Source organism: Streptomyces sp. NPDC058008, from assembly GCF_042886395.1.
Lineage (GTDB): Bacteria > Actinomycetota > Actinomycetes > Streptomycetales > Streptomycetaceae > Streptomyces.
Genome location: NZ_JBHVQX010000012.1, coordinates 113,633 through 129,745 on the forward strand (window position 1 = coordinate 113,633; position 16,113 = coordinate 129,745).

General features: G+C 73.1%; 15 protein-coding genes. 3 read left to right on the top strand and 12 right to left on the bottom strand.

The annotated features are described in order from the left end of the window. Positions 1 to 95: 95 nt before the first annotated feature. The 7 genes from ACFVS9_RS14585 to ACFVS9_RS14615 form a co-directional block, all read right to left on the bottom strand. Positions 96 to 1,607: an alkaline phosphatase family protein gene (locus tag ACFVS9_RS14585; RefSeq protein WP_389932208.1), complete on the bottom strand. Its 1,512-nt coding sequence runs from the start codon at positions 1,605 to 1,607 to the stop codon at positions 96 to 98. Between the two features lie 132 nt (positions 1,608 to 1,739). Further along, a complete protein-coding gene (locus tag ACFVS9_RS14590; RefSeq protein ID WP_389932211.1) occupies positions 1,740 to 2,801 on the bottom strand; it encodes a 2-aminoethylphosphonate ABC transporter substrate-binding protein in 1,062 nt (353 codons plus the stop codon). 47 nt (positions 2,802 to 2,848) lie between these two features. Continuing rightward, on the bottom strand, positions 2,849 to 3,646 hold the full coding sequence (locus tag ACFVS9_RS14595) for an ABC transporter permease (protein ID WP_389932214.1): 798 nt from the start codon (positions 3,644 to 3,646) through the stop codon (positions 2,849 to 2,851). Further along, entirely contained in the window at positions 3,633 to 4,574 is a 942-nt protein-coding gene (locus ACFVS9_RS14600) for a 2-aminoethylphosphonate ABC transporter permease subunit (RefSeq protein ID WP_383118724.1), read from the bottom strand. Before ACFVS9_RS14600 ends, ACFVS9_RS14595 begins: the two co-directional genes overlap by 14 nt. After that, positions 4,567 to 5,685 carry an ABC transporter ATP-binding protein gene (locus ACFVS9_RS14605; protein ID WP_389932217.1) on the bottom strand — a complete coding sequence of 373 codons (1,119 nt, stop codon included), beginning with the start codon at positions 5,683 to 5,685 and terminating at the stop codon, positions 4,567 to 4,569. The genes ACFVS9_RS14600 and ACFVS9_RS14605 overlap by 8 nt, the downstream gene beginning before the upstream one ends. Beyond that, complete coding sequence (locus ACFVS9_RS14610; RefSeq protein WP_383118728.1) at positions 5,682 to 6,362, bottom strand: phosphonatase-like hydrolase; 681 nt, start codon at positions 6,360 to 6,362, stop codon at positions 5,682 to 5,684. Before ACFVS9_RS14610 ends, ACFVS9_RS14605 begins: the two co-directional genes overlap by 4 nt. Before the next feature lie 29 nt (positions 6,363 to 6,391). Beyond that, entirely contained in the window at positions 6,392 to 7,516 is a 1,125-nt protein-coding gene (locus ACFVS9_RS14615) for a TIGR03364 family FAD-dependent oxidoreductase (RefSeq protein ID WP_389932220.1), read from the bottom strand. A 309-nt stretch (positions 7,517 to 7,825) separates the two neighbouring features. Here ACFVS9_RS14615 and ACFVS9_RS14620 point away from each other — a divergent pair, with 309 nt between their 5' ends. Further along, positions 7,826 to 8,638 carry a hypothetical protein gene (locus tag ACFVS9_RS14620; protein WP_389932223.1) on the top strand — a complete coding sequence of 271 codons (813 nt, stop codon included), beginning with the start codon at positions 7,826 to 7,828 and terminating at the stop codon, positions 8,636 to 8,638. Between the two features lie 359 nt (positions 8,639 to 8,997). On the opposite strand, the gene ACFVS9_RS14625 is transcribed toward ACFVS9_RS14620, so the two are convergent. The 3 genes from ACFVS9_RS14625 to ACFVS9_RS14635 all read right to left on the bottom strand — a co-directional run bounded on the left by ACFVS9_RS14625 (position 8,998) and on the right by ACFVS9_RS14635 (position 10,425). Continuing rightward, positions 8,998 to 9,372: a DUF664 domain-containing protein gene (locus ACFVS9_RS14625; protein WP_389932226.1), complete on the bottom strand. Its 375-nt coding sequence runs from the start codon at positions 9,370 to 9,372 to the stop codon at positions 8,998 to 9,000. 30 nt (positions 9,373 to 9,402) lie between these two features. Next, positions 9,403 to 9,531, bottom strand: coding sequence for a hypothetical protein (locus ACFVS9_RS14630; protein WP_389932229.1), 129 nt, complete (start codon positions 9,529 to 9,531; stop codon positions 9,403 to 9,405). A 129-nt stretch (positions 9,532 to 9,660) separates the two neighbouring features. Further along, a complete protein-coding gene (locus ACFVS9_RS14635; RefSeq protein ID WP_383118719.1) occupies positions 9,661 to 10,425 on the bottom strand; it encodes a GntR family transcriptional regulator in 765 nt (254 codons plus the stop codon). A gap of 110 nt (positions 10,426 to 10,535) precedes the next feature. Between ACFVS9_RS14635 and ACFVS9_RS14640 the strand changes: the two genes are divergently transcribed. Both ACFVS9_RS14640 and ACFVS9_RS14645 read left to right on the top strand, forming a co-directional pair. Next, positions 10,536 to 11,183 (top strand): helix-turn-helix transcriptional regulator, encoded by a 648-nt coding sequence (locus ACFVS9_RS14640; RefSeq protein WP_389932233.1) that lies wholly within the window; start codon positions 10,536 to 10,538, stop codon positions 11,181 to 11,183. Between the two features lie 47 nt (positions 11,184 to 11,230). Beyond that, on the top strand, positions 11,231 to 11,701 hold the full coding sequence (locus ACFVS9_RS14645) for a DUF3291 domain-containing protein (RefSeq protein ID WP_389932236.1): 471 nt from the start codon (positions 11,231 to 11,233) through the stop codon (positions 11,699 to 11,701). A 431-nt stretch (positions 11,702 to 12,132) separates the two neighbouring features. Here the strand turns inward: ACFVS9_RS14645 and ACFVS9_RS14650 are convergent, their stop codons facing one another. Both ACFVS9_RS14650 and ACFVS9_RS14655 read right to left on the bottom strand, forming a co-directional pair. Further along, the gene (locus ACFVS9_RS14650; protein ID WP_389932239.1) at positions 12,133 to 14,925 is read right to left on the bottom strand and encodes a hypothetical protein; all 2,793 of its coding nucleotides are present in this window, start codon (positions 14,923 to 14,925) and stop codon (positions 12,133 to 12,135) included. Continuing rightward, positions 14,922 to 16,034, bottom strand: coding sequence for an AAA family ATPase (locus ACFVS9_RS14655; RefSeq protein WP_389932241.1), 1,113 nt, complete (start codon positions 16,032 to 16,034; stop codon positions 14,922 to 14,924). Before ACFVS9_RS14655 ends, ACFVS9_RS14650 begins: the two co-directional genes overlap by 4 nt. Positions 16,035 to 16,113: the final 79 nt, after the last annotated feature.

The window sequence follows — 16,113 nt, forward strand, 5'->3', positions numbered from 1 at the left end:
GTCCGCGGGCTTCCTGGCCCTGGCCCTCGTCCGCCCCGGCGGGGAGCCGGGGCGGACGAGGGCCGGTGGTGCGGGGCTGCCGTGGGCGCGGGAGTTCAGCGCGCGCCCGTCCCGGGTTCCAGGGACACCGCGTCCACCGTCCAGAACCAGTTGTTGCCGCCGGTGTAGCGGTAGCGGACGCGCGCGGTCCTGGCTCCGGCGGGCACCTGGAGCGTGATGGCCTCGTTCCTCGACGCCGTGTCGGCGGTGTAGGTCTTCACCGGCACCGGGGTGCCCCCGTCGTAGGAGACCAGCACCTCGCCCTTCTGCGGGGCTTCCTGACGGTAGTAGGTGGTGTAGCGCAGGACCGCCGTGGAGCCGCCCGTGACCGGCCAGGCCGGGGTGACCAGTGTGGAGTCGAAGGTGCCGCTGTGGCTCCTGTCGGCCCACTCGTCGCCGTCGGCGACCGCGAAGACGTTCCGGGCGCGGACGTTGTTCTCGCGGCCCTGGCCCCGTTCGGACGCGGTCCAGAACTCGTCGGTGGTGAAGGCCCAGCCGCGCCACTCGGTGACGCCTCCGCTGCCCATGGCGCTGTTGTCGACGGCCCAGCCGTCGGGCGGCGTGTGGGTGAAGCCGAGGACCGCGGCGCCGGTTCCGGTCTCGTCCACGCGGGTGCCGAGCCGGGGGCGCAGGGCGTCGAACGCGTCCGGGGCGGGCTGCTGGAGGGCGCGCCCGTCGAGGTCCCAGGCGGGGTCGACGGGGATGCCGAGGTGGGCGAGGGCGGACACGGCCACGTCGGGCATCCTGATGTCGTGGCGGGTGGAGCCCGGGGTGATGCCCGCGCCCGCCGCGATGAGGAAGGTCTGGCGCTCGGCGGCGCCGGCGCCGCCGTGGCCGCCCGCGTCGGTGTGGCCGTGGTCGGTGGTGACCATGATCAGCCAGTCCTCGGACCCGTAGGTGGAACGGTTCCTGACGGCCGAGACCATCTGGCCGACCTGTGCGTCGGCGTCGTGGATCGCGGTGAGGTAGGAGCCGTCGGCGGCGCCGTGGCTGTGGCCCACGTGGTCGATGTTGTCGAGGTGGACGAAGACCGCGTCCCGGTCGCCGTCGCGGAGTTCGGCCACCGCGCGGCGGGTGGTGCCGCTGTCGTACTCGGCGGAGGGTGTGGAGACCCGGGTGTCGACCTCCGGCGAGAAGATCGTGGTGGTGACGGGGGCCCAGGAGGCGACCGCGTAGGTGGAGAGGCCGGGCTTCGCGGTCTCGGCGCGGGTCAGGAAGTCGGGGTACCGGGCGAGCGCGTGCCCGGCGAACGCGTTGTCCTTCACCAGGTGCTTGTCCGGCCACACCCCGGTGATCACAGTCGACCAGCCGGGGCCGGAGAGCGTGGGTGCCAGCGGGGCGGCGTACAGCGCGCTGAGTGAGGTGAGGCCGCTCGCCATGAGGGCGTCCAGATGCGGCGCGTCGGCGTCCTTGATCCGGCCGAGGAGCGCGCCGTCGAGGCCGATGACGAGGACCTTGGGGGTACGGGCGGCGGCGCGTGCGGTGGTGGCCGCCGCGAACGGACCGACGGCCGCGGCGAGGGCCGCGGCGCCCATCAGGAGCGAGCGGCGGGACGGACCTGCGGACATGAATCGCCTCCATGGGGCGTACGGGGTGGTGCGACCCCCCTCACTCCGGGGGGAGTCGCATGGGGGCCGGACCTGTCGCCCTTCTGCTGCGGACGCGGTCCGGGGACACTCGGCCGGGATGTCCGGCGGCGGTCAGCTCCCGGTGGCCGACTTCCAGGCGTCCACATAGCCGTCCAGGTGGGTACCGATGTCCTGCCAGTCGGGCTCGAAGACCTCCACGCCCTTCATCAGCGCCGCCAGTTCGGTGGCGTTGGTGTCGGTGGCGGCCACGTCCTGCCGGGCCGCGAAGCCGCCGCCGACCGCGCTGACGTCCTGCTGGGCGCGGGCGGAGAGCATGAAGTCCAGGAGTTTCCTGCCGTTCTCGGAGTGGGGCGCCTTCGCGACCAGGCCCGCCGCGTAGGGGAGGGCGAAGGTCGTCGGCGTACCGCCGCCGCCCGCGGGGAACCAGATGCCGAGGTGGGGCATGTCCTTGGACTGGGCGAAGTTCATCTGCACGTCACCGTTGGCGACGAGGAGTTCTCCCTTGTCCACCTTGGGTGCCAGCTTCCCGGTGGACGCGGACGGCCCGACGTTGTTGGCCTGGAGCTTCTTGAGGTAGGCCATGGCCGGCTCCTGGCCGCCGAAGTCGTGCATCGCCTTGATGAGCACGGCGGTGCCGTCGCCCGCGACGCCCGGGGTGGAGTACTGGACCTTCTCCTTGTACGAGCCGTCGAGCAGGTCCTCCCAGGTCCTGGGGGCGGTGGTCAGCTGCTTCTTGTTGTAGACGAAGCCGAAGTAGTTGTTGACGACCGAGGTCCAGGTGCCGTCGGACGCCTTGTCCCCGGCGGCGACATGGTCGGAGCCGGCCGGCGTGTAGGCGTCCAGCAGGCCCTTGGAGCCGGCCTGCTGGATGAAGGGCGGGAGGGTGACGAGCACGTCCGCCTGGGTGTTGGACCTCTCGCGCAGCGTCCGCTGCACCAGCTCGCCCGATCCCCCCTCCACGTAGGCGACCTTGATGCCGGTCTCCTTCTCGAAGTCCTCGAAGACCTTGTCGTACCAGCCGTCGCCGTTCTCGCCCTTGAGGCCGTCGGCGCTGTACACGGTCACGACCTTCGCGTCGGAGGCGGCGGAGGATCCGCCGCAGGCGGAGAGCGTGGCGGCCAGGGCGAGGCAGCCGGCCGTGGCGGCCAGGGTCCTGAGGTGATGGGTGCGCATGGGTGTCGTGTCTCCAGGAGGTCGTCCGGTCACGGGAGTGCCGGTGGTCAGCGGTAGGAGGCCCTGGTCCGGATACGGGATACGCCGAGCAGCACGAGGAGCGTCGTCCCCATGAGGACCACGGCGACGGCCGCTCCGGTGAAGAGCGAGCCCCGGTCGGTGGCGGCGAAGATCTGCACCGGCAGCGGTGTCCAGTCGGGCGGGTAGAGCATCATCGTGGCGCTCAGCTCGCCCATCGACAGGGCAAAGCAGAGGCCGGCCGCGGAGGTGAGCGAGGGCAGCAGCAGCGGCAGCCTGATCCGCCACAGGACCTGGGCGGGGCGTGCGCCGAGCCCGGCGGCGGCCTGCTCGTACACCGGGTCGAGGCGCACGACGGCGGCCGAGACCGACTGGTAGGCGAACGCGGTGACGAGGACGGTGTGCGCCAGGATCACGATCCAGCGCGTCCCGTTGAGCAGGAGCGGCGGCCGGCTGAAGGCGACGAGCACCGACAGTCCGACCACGACGGACGGCACGGCGATCGGCAGCACGAAGAGCGCGTCCATGAACCGTCGTCCGCGCCGGCGCAGGGAGGCGGCGGCGAGGGCGGCCCAGCTCCCGACGGTGAGGGCGAGGAGGCTCGCCGCCAGCGCGGTGACCAGGCTCGTCCCCAGGGCCTGGAGCGAGTCGTCCCCGGTGGCGGCCGTGTAGTGCGCGCCGGTGGGGCCGGAGGGGAGGATCCCGGACCAGTTGGTGGCGAACGACGCGGCGACGACCACGGCCAGCGGTACGGCGAACAGCGGTACGAAGAGGACGAGGAAGAGGGCGCGGACGGCCCACCTCCCGGCGCGGCTATGCACCAGCACGGCGGCTCACCACCCGGTAGACGCCGTAGAGACCGACGGAGATGACGATGTTGACGACGGCGACCACACAGGCCGCCGGGTAGTCCGACTCCAGGATCGCCTTGCTGTACACGAGCATCGGCAGCGTGGTGACGTCCTTCGCGCCGGTGAACAGCACGATCCCGAACTCGTTCAGGCACATCACCAGGACCAGGCTGCCGCCCGTCGCGAGCGCGGGAAGCGCCTCGGGCAGGATCACCCGGCGGACGACGCGGACCGGACCGGCGCCGAGCGAGGACGCCGCCTCCAGCTGCGCGGTGTCCAGTTGGGAGAACGCGGCGAGCAGGGGCCGCATCACGAACGGCGTGAAGTAGGTGATCTCGGCGAGCAGCACGCCCCAGGGCGTGGTCAGGAAGTGGAAGGGCCCGTCGGCGGCTCCCGTGACGCCCGTCCAGACGCCGTTGGCCATGCCGGCGGTGCCGTAGACGAACAGCAGGGCGAGCGTGATCAGGAAGGACGGGAAGGAGAGGAACACGTCGATGAACCTGGCGACGGCCCGTGCGCCGGGGAACGGTACGAAGGCGATGACGAGCGCCAGGAAGAAGCCGAGGACGAGGCAGCCGAGGGTGGAGCCCACGGCGAGGCGGACGGTCGTGGCGAGTGCGGAGCGGAAGGCCTCGGAGGCGAAGACCTCGGCGTAGGGGTCGAGGGAGGTGCCGCCCTCGTCCGGGGTGACGGACTGCCGGACGACGAGGACCAGCGGGTGGACGAAGGCGAGCGTGAGGGCCACGACGGGCGGGACGGCCCAGAGGGCCGCCGGGACGCGCCGGGGCCGGCGGGGGCCGGGCGGTGGCTCCGGGGAGGGTGCCGTGCCGTCGTGCGGGGGCGGAAGCGGCCGGGCCGCCGGGCCGGAGGTGGCGGAGGCGCCGGACACGGAGGCGCTAGACATGGGTGCCCCCGGTGGGCCGGGCGCAGCTCTCGGGGGCCGTGGGGGCGCCGCCCGTCCCCGCCGGGAGCAGGACCGCGTCCTCCGCGGCGAAGTGCAGGGTCACCGTGTCCCCGAGGGCCGGTGCCTCCCGCAGTTCGCGTACGTCCGCGAGGACGCGGTGGCCGCCGGTGTCGACGTACAGGCGGTGGGTGGAGCCCCGCCACTGGACCTCGGCGAGCGTGCCGGTGAGCGTGTTCGGACCGGCACCGAGGCCGACCAGGTGGGGCCGTACGCAGAGGGTGGCGGCGGCGCCGGGCAGGGCCTCGCCGGGGGTGACGGTCAGCGGCTGCCCGGCGAAGTCGACGCTCCCCGGGACCGCGCCGGCCGTGACCGGCAGCAGGTTGGCGTTGCCGACGAAGGAGGCGGTGAACGGCGTGCGCGGGCGTCGGTAGAGCGCGTGCGGGGTGTCGCAGTCCTGGAGCCGCGCCTTGTCCATGACGGCGATCCGGTCGGCCAGGGTCAGTGCCTCGACCTGGTCGTGGGTGACGTAGAGGATCGAGACGTCCGGCAGTTCACGGTGGAGGCGGGCCAGTTCGGCCAGCATCCCGGAGCGCAGCTGGGCGTCGAGCGCGGACAGCGGCTCGTCGAGCAGCAGGACGCCGGGGCGGATGGCGAGCGCGCGGGCGATGGCGACGCGCTGCTGCTGGCCGCCGGAGAGCTCGCGCGGGTGGCGGTCGGCGTACGCGGCCATGCCGACGAGTTCGAGGGCCTCGGCGACCCGGCGCGCGACCTCGGCCCTGGCGGTCCTGCGGGCCCTGAGGCCGAAGGCGACGTTCTCCCGGACCCGCATGTGGGGGAAGAGGGCGTACTGCTGGACCACCATGCCGATGCCCCGGCGGTGCGGCGGGAGTGCGGTCACGTCGCGGTCGCCGAGGTACACGCGTCCCGAGGCGGGCCGCACGAATCCGGCGACGGCGCGCAGCGCGGTCGTCTTCCCCGAGCCCGAGGGGCCGAGGAGGGCCATGACCTCGCCGGGTTCGACGGTGAGGTCGAACCCGTCCAGGACGACGTTGCCGTCGTAGGCGACGGTGACCCGGTCGAAGCGGATGCCGGAGGCCGCGGTGCCGCTCATGCTTCCACCCGGTCGATCAGGCCGGGCAGTTCGGCCACCGACCCGAGGACGTGGGTGGCGCCGTTCCGGAGGAGCTCGTCCCTGCCGTGGGCGCCGGTCAGGACACCGGCGACGATCCCGGCGCCGGACCGTACGCCGCCGAGCATGTCGTACGAGGTGTCCCCCGCCACCACGATCCGCCGGACGCCGTCCACGGCGCCGGTCCGCAGGAACGCGGCGAGGACCATGTCCGGGTAGGGGCGTCCGCGGCCTCCCGCGTCGGCCGGGCAGAGCGTCAGCGGGACGAGGTCGCGCCAGCCCAGCGCGTCGAGGATGGCGTCCTGGGTGGTACGGGCGAAGCCGGTGGTCAGGACGACGGTGCGGCCCCGGGCGGTGAGCTGTTCGACGGCCTCGCGCGCCCCGGGCAGCGCAGCGACGCGTCCGCCGTCGACGAGCGCGCCGTACGCCTCCTCGAAGGCGCTGTTGGCGCGGCGGGCCTTCTCCTCGTCGCCGAACAGGTGCCGGAAGACGGAGATCTTGGACTCGCCCATGGTGGCCCGTACGTAGTCGAGCTGGGCCGCGTGCTCCGTCGATCCGGGCCGGACACCCAGGTGCAGGGCGGCGGCGGAGAAGGCTTCCTCGACCAGTCCGCCGTCCGCGACGGTCGTACCGGCCATGTCCAGGACGACGAGGTCCATGCTGCGGTTGTCGGGAGGGGTCACGTGGTTCACCAGCCCAGTTCGTCTGCGGTCGTTTCGGCTATGGCGGGCGAGCAGGTCATGCCGCGGCCGCCCGGCCCGGTGACCAGCCAGACCCCGTCGCGCACCTGCTGGCGGTGGACGACGCGGCCGGTGTCGGTGCACTGGGCGTACACCCCGGCCCATCTGCGGCGCACGCGCGGCAGCGGGCGTCCGAGGAGGGACTCCACGACACCGGCGAGGTGCTCGTACGGTTCCTCCACGGTGTCGAAGGCGAAGGGGTGCTCGTACTCGTGGGTGTCGCCGATGGTCAGCCCTCCGTCCCGGCGCTGCACCATGAGGAGCTGCATCCGGTGGGCGGCGGCCGTCGGCGCCTGCGCCTGGCCGGAGTTGAGCGCGTCCAGCGCGGCACTCGCGTAGGCGGGGTAGTAGCGGAAACTGTCGGGGTCGGCGACGGAGGTGGTGAGGGGTTCGCCGAGCGGGTCGGTCTGCATCATCTGGAGGCGGACGCGGCGCACCGGCAGTTCGGGGCCGGCCAGTTCGCGGACGAGTCCGCCGAGCCAGGCTCCGGTGGCGAGGACCACGGCGTCAGCGGTGTGCACGTCGCCGTGGTCGTCGCGCACCGACGCGGTGCCGACCACTTCGCGCACCTCCCGGCCGCCGAGGAAGGTGTAGCGCCCGGAGGCCAGCAAGGCCTCCTTGAGGGCGAGTTGGGCGGTACGTGGTTCGACCGCCGCGTCCCTCCCGCACCACAGGGCCGCGGTGAAGGCGCCCCGCAGGGCGGGGTTCACGGCCCGTGCCTCGGCGGAGGTGAGCAGCCTGTAGCCGCGGGCGGCCGCGTCGGGCCGGGCGACGGCCGCCTCGGCGACGGCGGTCTCCAGTTCGGTGCGGAGCGGGGTGAGCGACCCGCAGGGCCGGAAGCCGAGGCCCGGCACCCTCTCCCCGACGGACTCCCACAGCTCACGCGCCCGCAGGGCGGCCTCCAGCTCCTCCCCGCCGGCCCGGCCACTCACCCATATCTGTCCGAAGTTACGGAGGGACGCCCCCCGCGCCTCGCTCTCGCGCTCGATCTGTACGACCTCGTGGCCGCGTTCCACTGCGTGCCAGGCGTGCATGGTTCCCACCACGCCGGCTCCTACGACGATGACTCTCACGACGGCAACGCTCCTCGGGACGGGTGACCCTCACCGGTCCGCGGAGCGACGGAAGGGTGAACTGGAGCGCACGTTTGGCCTAGACCCGTTATGTTTTCGTGATGCTCGGCGGCCCGCCGGGAACCCGGATCCGGCATCGGCAACTATCTGACGGGTCATCAAACTTCACAAGAACGCCACAACACACATACGATCTCCTCCACCGCGCCGCCAGGAGCGACCTGTGCGTCGGGAGACGGCATGGCGGCCTCCCCTGCGCGGGTCCGGATCTTCAGCGGTGACTCACCGCATGTGACAAGGGGGGCCTGCATGTCTTTTCGAGATGCAGCGGATCGGCCGGATTCCGACGGGTTCCGGAAGGGGCCGACCGGAACGGGGAAGGACCGCCTGCGCCGAGGAGGCCTGGCGGTCTGGCTCGTGGCGCTGGTCGTCACCGCCACGGCGTGCGCCACGGGGACACAGGACGCGGCAGCCGTACGGGCCGAGCCGTCGGCTTCCGTTTCGGCCTCGGCCTCGGCGAGCGCGGCCGCCCCGCCCTCCGCTTCGGCCTCGGCGGGCATATCCGCCTCGCCCTCCGCCACGCCCTCGACGTCCCCGTCCGCCTCTCCCACGAAGGCACCGGTCGTCAGGGCGACGGTGAGCGACTACACCGGCTGGACGCTCCACAAGGCCGTGGCGAACGCCCGCGACCACCACGTCGGCTCGGTGACGTACACGGACGCGAGCGAGCTGGGACGCACCGTGGCGCACACCTCCCACTGGAAGGTGTGCGGGCAGAACCTGTCCGCCGGCGAGTACAGCACCGCCACGAAGCTCAGGCTCAGGATCGTGGAGGTGGGCGAGTCGTGCGCACACCCGCCACGCGCCTCGTCCGGCAGCGGCGGGTCCTCGTCGTCCGGCGGCTCCGGCTCGGGTGGGGGCACGTCGGCGGGCAGCGGCTCGTCCTCGTCGGGCGGGGGCTCCTCCACGACGCAGGTGTGCAGCATCAGGTCCAACGCCGGCAACTGCTACCAGGCCGGACAGTTCTGCCGGAAGGCCGACGTGGGGGCCAGGACGACGAACGCGGCCGGGCGTGAGATCACCTGCGGCTTCGAGGCCGGCGCGAACCGCTGGCACTACTGAGCCGACGGCACCGCCCGCGCCGGCTCCGCGGGCGGGTTCGAGCGGTGCCGGTCACGGTCGCCCGACGAAGCGGAACGGGGTGGAGCGGGACGGACGGGACGGTCGGCGGCAGGCCGATGCGGTGGGGTGGGGTGCGGTGCTGTGCGGCGCACCGGCCGGCCCGGACTCTCCTGCGGCCGCCGTACGCCCCGGCGTTCACGGCGCGGGGTGGACTCCACGGCCCTGCGTCCGCCCGCGCCCGCCCCCTCGCTCGCCCGCCGCCAGGGCGCCCGCCGCCAGGACGTCCGCCTCCGGGGCGTCCGCCTCCGGGACGTCACCGCCGCCCGGACGCCCGCCGCCGGGACGTCCGGGGAGGACGCTCAGTCACCCGTTCTGCCGTCGGTCCGCTCGCGCAGGAGGTCGGCGTGGCCGTTGTGGCGGGCGTACTCCTGGATCATCACCAGGTAGACCCAGCGCAGACTGAGGCGCACTCCCCCGGAGGACACGAAGCTCTCGTCGAGGCCGTGTCCGGCCGCCGCCGCGTCGCACGCCCCGGCCTCGGCCTCGGCCCGGAACCGGGCGAAGTCCCGCTCCGCGTCGGCCGCGCGCACTCCGTCGAGCCCCTCGTTGCCGTCCGCCGGGCCGGTGAAGACGTTGCCGACGGCCTCACCGGCGAAGCTGCGGCGGAACCACCACCGCTCCACTTCCGCCCTGTGCCGGACCAGGCCCAGGAGGGTGGGGTCCGACGGCTCCACGGTCGTCCGGGCCAGCTGGGCCGGATCGAGTCACGCGCACGTGGACAGCAGGGTCCCCCGGTGCTGGTTCAGCCGGCCCTCCGGCATCCGGCGTTCGGGCACGACGCCCAGCGCACCCAGTTGCCGGGTGCGCTCGACCGGTGGCGCTGTCCATGTCATGGATCCACCCTGCCCCGCTGTCGGAACGGGTTCAAGCGGGCGGCCACGGGTTCCGGGGTCCGCACGGTCACGGGCTCCCCGCCGTTCCGGGCACCGCGCCACCCCCGGGCGCCCGTGGCCGGCAGGTCCTCAGTCCTGGCGGCCCAGGCGGGTGGTGAAGGAGAAACGGTCGCCGCGGAAGAGTGTGCGCACCCGCTCCAGCGGGCGCCCCTCGGGATCGCGTGAGAGGCGGTGCAGCAGCAGCATCGGCAGGGCGGGCGGCGTACCGATCAGGAGCGCCTCACGTGGGGTGGCGAGGACGGTCTCGATGCGCTCGTCCGCGTCCCCGAAGGCGGTCCCGACGCGCTCGTGCAGATAGGCGTAGAAGGAGGAGTCCGGGTCGAAGTCCTCGTCGAGGCGCGGGACTCGGGCGACGGAGACGTAGGTGCTCTCCAGGCCGACCCGTTCCTCGTCGGCGAGCAGGACGCGCTCCATGTGCCAGACCGGCTCGCCCGGAGGTACGCCGATCTCGGCGGCCAGTGCGGCGGGGCAGGGGAACTGTTCGAGCCCGGTCAGGTGACGTCCGGGGGTGCGGCCCTGGCGCCGGACGCCTTCGGTGTAGCTGGCCAGCGAGAGGGGCTGTTCCAGTTTGGGTCCGGCCACCACGGTGCCCCGGCCCTGCCGGCGCAGCCGGCCCTCCAGCAGCAGTTCGCGCAGCGCCTGCCGCACGGTCTCCCGGGAGACCTCGTAGCGCAGGGCCAGGTCCCGCTCGGTGGGCAGCAGCCCGCCCTCGCCCAGTTCGTCGAGGAGGTGGGAGACGCGCGCCTTGACCGCGTAGTACTTCGGGATGCGGCCGTGCTCCGGGATGCCGGAGCGGACGGGGGCGCCAGGTGCCTGGTCGTTCGGGTAGTCCACCGCCTGATGGTGGCAGACGGACATGAACACGGGTCGTCGGCGTACGGACGGAGGCCCGCCCCCGGATCCGGTACGGCGGCCGCGGTGACCGTTGGTCCTAGAATCCTGCCGTGAGCAGTGAAGATGCCGCCATCGAGGCGTTGGGCGTACTGGTGGACCCGGTGCGGCGCGGACTGTACCGGCACGTCGTCGGGTCACCGGGCGAGGTGGGGCGCGACGCGGCGGCCGAGGCGGCGGGGGTCTCCCGCTCGCTGGCCGCGTTCCACCTGGACAGGCTGGTGGAGGCCGGGCTGCTCGAAGTGGGCTTCCGGCGCCTTTCGGGGCGCAGCGGTCCGGGAGCGGGGCGGCCCGCCAAGGTGTACCGGCGGTCCGGGGGCGAGCACGCCGTCTCCGCACCGCCCCGCTCCTACGACGCGGCGAGCCGGCTGCTCGCCGAGGTGGTGGAACGGGCCGGCCTGGACGGTGAGTTGCAGGCCGCGGCACGGGCGGCCGGGGAGGCCGACGGGGGCGAGGCCGATCCGGTCGAGGCCCTGCGCTCCCGGGGCTACGCGCCGTACTGGGACGGCGGGACCCTGCGCCTGAACAACTGTCCGTTCCACGCGCTGGCCGATCAGTTCCCCGCGCTGGTCTGCGGGATGAACCTGGCCGGGATCCAGGGGCTGCTCGCCGGCTCGCCGGACGGCGAGGACTGGAACGCGACGATGGATCCTCTTCCCCAAGGGTGCTGCGTCGCCCTCCGGAGGACCCGGGAAGTCTAAAAAAACTTTCGTTGACTTTAGAAGGTCCGCCCGGGCATGCTGGGCTCGTGAACGACTTTCACCTCGCCCAGGTCAACGTCGGGCGGATCCTCGCCCCGCTCGGAAGTCCCCGGCTGGCCGACTTCGTGGCCCAGCTCCCCGAGATCAACGCACTCGCCGACCGGGCTCCCGGTTTCGTCTGGCGCATGGTCGACGACGACGGAACCGACTCGACGGGGCTGCGCCCCGAGAACGGCGACGACCTCTTCCTGATCAACTGCTCGGTCTGGGAGTCGGTCGAGGCCCTGCGGGACTACACCTACCGCAGTGAGCACCTGAAGGTGCTCGCGCGCCGCCGGGAGTGGTTCGAGCGCCTGGCCGACTTCCATCTGGCCCTGTGGTGGGTCCCGGCCGGGCACCGCCCGAGCGTGGCCGAGGCGATGGAACGCGTGGCCCTGATCCGCGAGAACGGCGAAGGCCCGGAGGCGTTCACCTTCCGCGCGCCCCACCCGCCGCCGGTCGAGTCGCCGACGGCCTGACCGGCGGCGGGAGCGCGCCGCTACGGACGCGGTGCCGAACCGGCCGGTCCCGGCCCGGGGCAGATCGCGTACGTACGCGTCCGGCGGGGCCCGCTCGGGGGATGCGGGCCCCGCCGGACGGGGCGGCCGGTCACCGGGCCGGGCGCCGTCGGGTTCGTCGCCGGGTTCCTCCAGGGCCGTCCGCCCGGGGCTGTCGCGTCCTCCCGGTCCGGTGCGACGCGGCGGCCCCGCCGCTGAACCGGTCCGCCCCCGCCTGCCCCGCCCCTGCCCGGAGTGATCCCGCGCGGCCCGCCGAAGTCGCCTGCGACACAATGCGGTTCGGGCGGGCACGAAGGGCCCCCTGGCCCCGGTAGCCGGGCGGAGGAGCCGTTCCGGTCCGGGCGCGCGGCTCCCGCCCCCGGGACCATCCCCGGAGGCAGCCCGGCCGCCGGTCAGCCCCCGGTGAGCAGCAGTTCGACTGCCTCCGCCGTCTCCGGGTGGCGTCCGACGAGTACCGCACCCGAGGGGTCCGGGGTCTCCGTCTCCCACACGCCCTCGCAGCCCAGCAGCTCCGCCACGCTGTCGCACGTCTCCGGGTACGCCCCGAGCAGTGCGGCCCGGCCGGATCCGCCGCCCCCCGCCTTCGGCGCGGCCGGGGCCTGCTCGGCTGCCTGCCACGGCGGCACCCACGCGTCGAGCGCCGCGAGCCGGCCGGGGAAGACGCGGCCGGCCTCGCGGATCAGGAGGGGGGCCAGGTCGGAGCCCTCGGCCCGCAGGGTGGTGATCAGCGTCGGCAGCCAGGGCAGCAGCACCGGGTCGGGCAGCCGGGCGAACGCGTTCGAGACGGCCTCGACGACGAAGCCGGCCAGCTGCGGCACCGGCTCCAGCGCGTGCAGGAATCCGCTGAGGTACCTCGGATAGGCGGGCACCGCCAGCGGGTCGGCCAGGAGTGCGTCGCACCGCTCCCTCAGCTCGGTGCGGGAGAGCTGCCCGAGGTGCACCTGGGCGGCCCACAGCAGCGCCACCCTGGAGGGCTCGTGCGGGTGGGACTGTGCGAAGGCCAGATCGAGCTGGGTCCGGTCGCAGCCGAGCGACAGGGCCAGGCTCTCCATGCTGAAGAGGAATCCCAGCATCGCGGCGACCTGGCGTACGGTCGCGTCCTCGTCGGTGAACGCCGTCGGCAGGAGCGTGCAGTAGTGCGCGTACCCCGTCTTGGCGAAGGACTCGATCCACGACGGCAGTACGGGCCGGCTGATCCGGTAGTACGCGAGGAGCCGGCGCACCCTGCGCAGGACCTCCGGCGCGCCGTCGACACTGCGCTCGGTGGCCAGCACCTCCAGGGCGCGGGTGCCCAGTTCGTCGGCGAGGCGGCCTCCGCGCAGGTACAGCACGGCGTCCTCGACGGCTCCCAGGACCTGGGCCGTGGTGGCGTTCGGGGCGTACGCGGCCCGGCGCAGGCGCTGTTCCAGGACCTGCTCGATGCTGACGCCCTCGTAGCCGAGCTCGATGAGCGCCCGCTGATGGGTGCCCAGCGCCAGGTCCCAGGACTCCTGCACCGACTGCTTGCCGAGCTCGCGCTCCCCCATGATCGGCCGTGCGGCGCCGTGCGGCATCAGGTGGCGCAGCATCCACAGCACGTCGGAGCACGCCCGCAGTTCCGGCTGTGCGGTCAGGTCCATCAGGGCCCGCTGGACGCCGCGCTGCTGAAGCCTGAGGTTCAGCGGGGCGAGGCGGTCGTGCACGTCGCGGGCCAGCGGCGGCAGCGCGTCGTAACCGACCTGGCCGATCCGGTCGCCGCCCATCAGGATCTCGACGAGGCGGCGGACGTCGCGCCTGCCCGGCACGGTCTCCTTCTCGATGCAGGTGACCGCCGCGTCCTGGAAGTCGTACGGGGTGGGCCTGGCCCGGTCCCGCATCCCGGCCAGCAGGATCGACGTCTCGAAGACCGCGATGGCGTCGGCGGTGGAGGCGAGGTAGCCGTTGCGGCGGGCCGAGCGCACGATCTCCACGGACCAGCCCAGGAGTTCGGCCTCGTCCAGCCCGTCGAGGGCGGGCGGGCTCTGGAGGAAGCCGGAGAGCTTGTCGGAGGGGGCCGCCGGTGCCACGGGGACGGCGGGCGCGGCGGCCGGCGGCTTCGCCGCCTTCCTGGTGCCCGCCTGGCCCGCGAGCCGGAAGGGCCGCACCTTGGTGCGCTTGAGGTTCTTCGCCCACTGGGTGGCGGCGATCGACACCGACCCGGCGGCCAGGCCGAACTGCGCCTCGATCGCCGCGTGGCTGGACGGGATCAGCCCGTGCAGCCAGGTGCTCCCGCTCGGCGGCGTGATCGCGAAGGCGTCGCTGCCGTGGACGCCGAACACCTCGACGCGGCTGGACGCGTGGAACGCGCCGCAGACGTAGAGGCAGTCCCGCGGGTCGGTGCCGGTCGCGGCGAGGTGCTCACGCATCCGGGTCCACATGTAGCGCTCGCGGTCCTCGTCCACCCTGACCCGGCCGGTGTCCCCGGGGGCGAGACGGCGGAACAGGCTGCCGATCAGGAGCATGACCTGACGGTAGGTGTCGTGGTCGCTGTCCCCGAGCGGCAGCTCGACGTACTGGTGCCACCACTCCGACCAGTGCCGCACACGTCCGTGGCGCAGCAGGTGCTCCTCCAGTTCGGCGAAACGGGGCCTCAGGTCCCCGATCTCCACACCGACGGCGTCGCCGTGGAGGGCCGCCTCCTCGTCCACGGGGCGGTCCTCCGCGCCGGTGGCCTCCCTGCCGTCCGCCTGCCACTGGAACACGTGGTCCGAGGACCGGTCGACGAGGACCAGTTCGACGCCGGGGGTGTCCAGCGCGTAGGCGATGGCCTGGTACTCGGCCGACGCCTCGGTGATCGGGGCGACGACCGACAGGGGTGCCCACTCCGCCGGGAAGCCCCTGACCTCGCTCGCGAACGCCTGGACGGCCACCGGCAGGCGGCAGTTGCGCAGCTCCGACAGCAGAGGCGCCATGTCCTCGCACAGCTCCAGGTAGACCACCTTCGGCTGCTTCTCCCGCAGCCGCCGGGCCATCGCGACCGCCGAGGCGGGCGAGTGGTGGCAGACGGGGAAGATCTCCAGCGGCTCCCGTACGGCGCGGTCGACGTCGTCGACGATGCCGAGGAGGATGCCCTGGAGGGCGTCCGGGCCGTCGGCGAACTCCTGTGCGGCTTGCTCCAGTTGCCCCCGGAGTGCGTCGAAGGGTGCCCCCTCGCTCAGGCCGCTCATGACAGGGTGGCGATCGCGTCGCGGCCGCCCTCCAGGAACTCCGGCCAGGGGCCGCCCTGTTCCTTGCCGCGCGGCTCGACGACACCGTGCAGGTACTTGTTGAGGATGGCCAGGTCCTCGGGTTCGCGCCGTGCCAGCGATCCGACGAGCGAGGAGGCGAGGGTGCGGGCGGTCAGGGTGCGTTCGCCGAAGAAGTTGCTGTGCAGGATCGCGTCCTCGAGTACGCCGATCTGCTCGGCGCTCGACAGCGCGGACTCCAGCTTCTCGTCGTCGCTGCCGGCCGCGGCGGCGGAGGCCCGCAGGTCCGCGAAGCTCTGGAGGAGCACGTCGAGCAGGTTCGGCGGCACGTCCAGCTCGATCCGGTGGCGGCTCAGCAGTTCCTCGGTGCGGAAGCGGACGATCTCCGCCTCGCTCTTCTTGTTCGTCACCACCGGGATGCGGACGAAGTTGAAGCGGCGCTTGAGGGCGGAGGACAGGTCGTTGACGCCCCGGTCGCGGCTGTTGGCGGTGGCGATGACGGAGAACCCGGGCTTGGCGAAGACGATGTTGTCGCTGTCCATCTCCGGGACCGAGATGTACTTCTCCGACAGGATCGAGATCAGCGCGTCCTGGACGTCGCTGGTGGAGCGGGTCAGCTCCTCGAAGCGGCCGATCGACCCGGCCTCCATCGCGGTCATGATCGGCGAGGGGATCATCGACTCGCGCGACTGCCCCTTGGAGATCACCATGGAGACGTTCCAGGAGTACTTGATGTGGTCCTCGGTGGTCCCGGCCGTGCCCTGCACCACGAGGGTGGAGTTGCGGGAGACGGCGGCGGACAGCAGTTCGGCCAGCCAGCTCTTGCCCGTGCCCGGGTCGCCGATGAGCAGCAGTCCCCGGTCGGAGGCGAGCGTGACGATGGAGCGTTCGACGAAGCTGCGGTCGCCGTACCACTTCTGGGAGATCTCCCGGTCGAGGCCGTCGGCGCGCTCGGAGCCCAGGATGAACAGGCGGACCATCTTGGGCGACAGGCGCCAGGAGAACGGCTTGGGGCCGTCGTCGACCGACTCCAGCCAGTCGAGCTCCTCGGCGTACTTGATCTCGGCGGGGGCGCGCAACAGGTCGGACATGTCAGTGAGCCTTTCTGAGGTGTTCGGGTCGGATCGCACCGTGGGGGCGGCGGGGCCTGCGGGCACCGGGTCCCGCCCC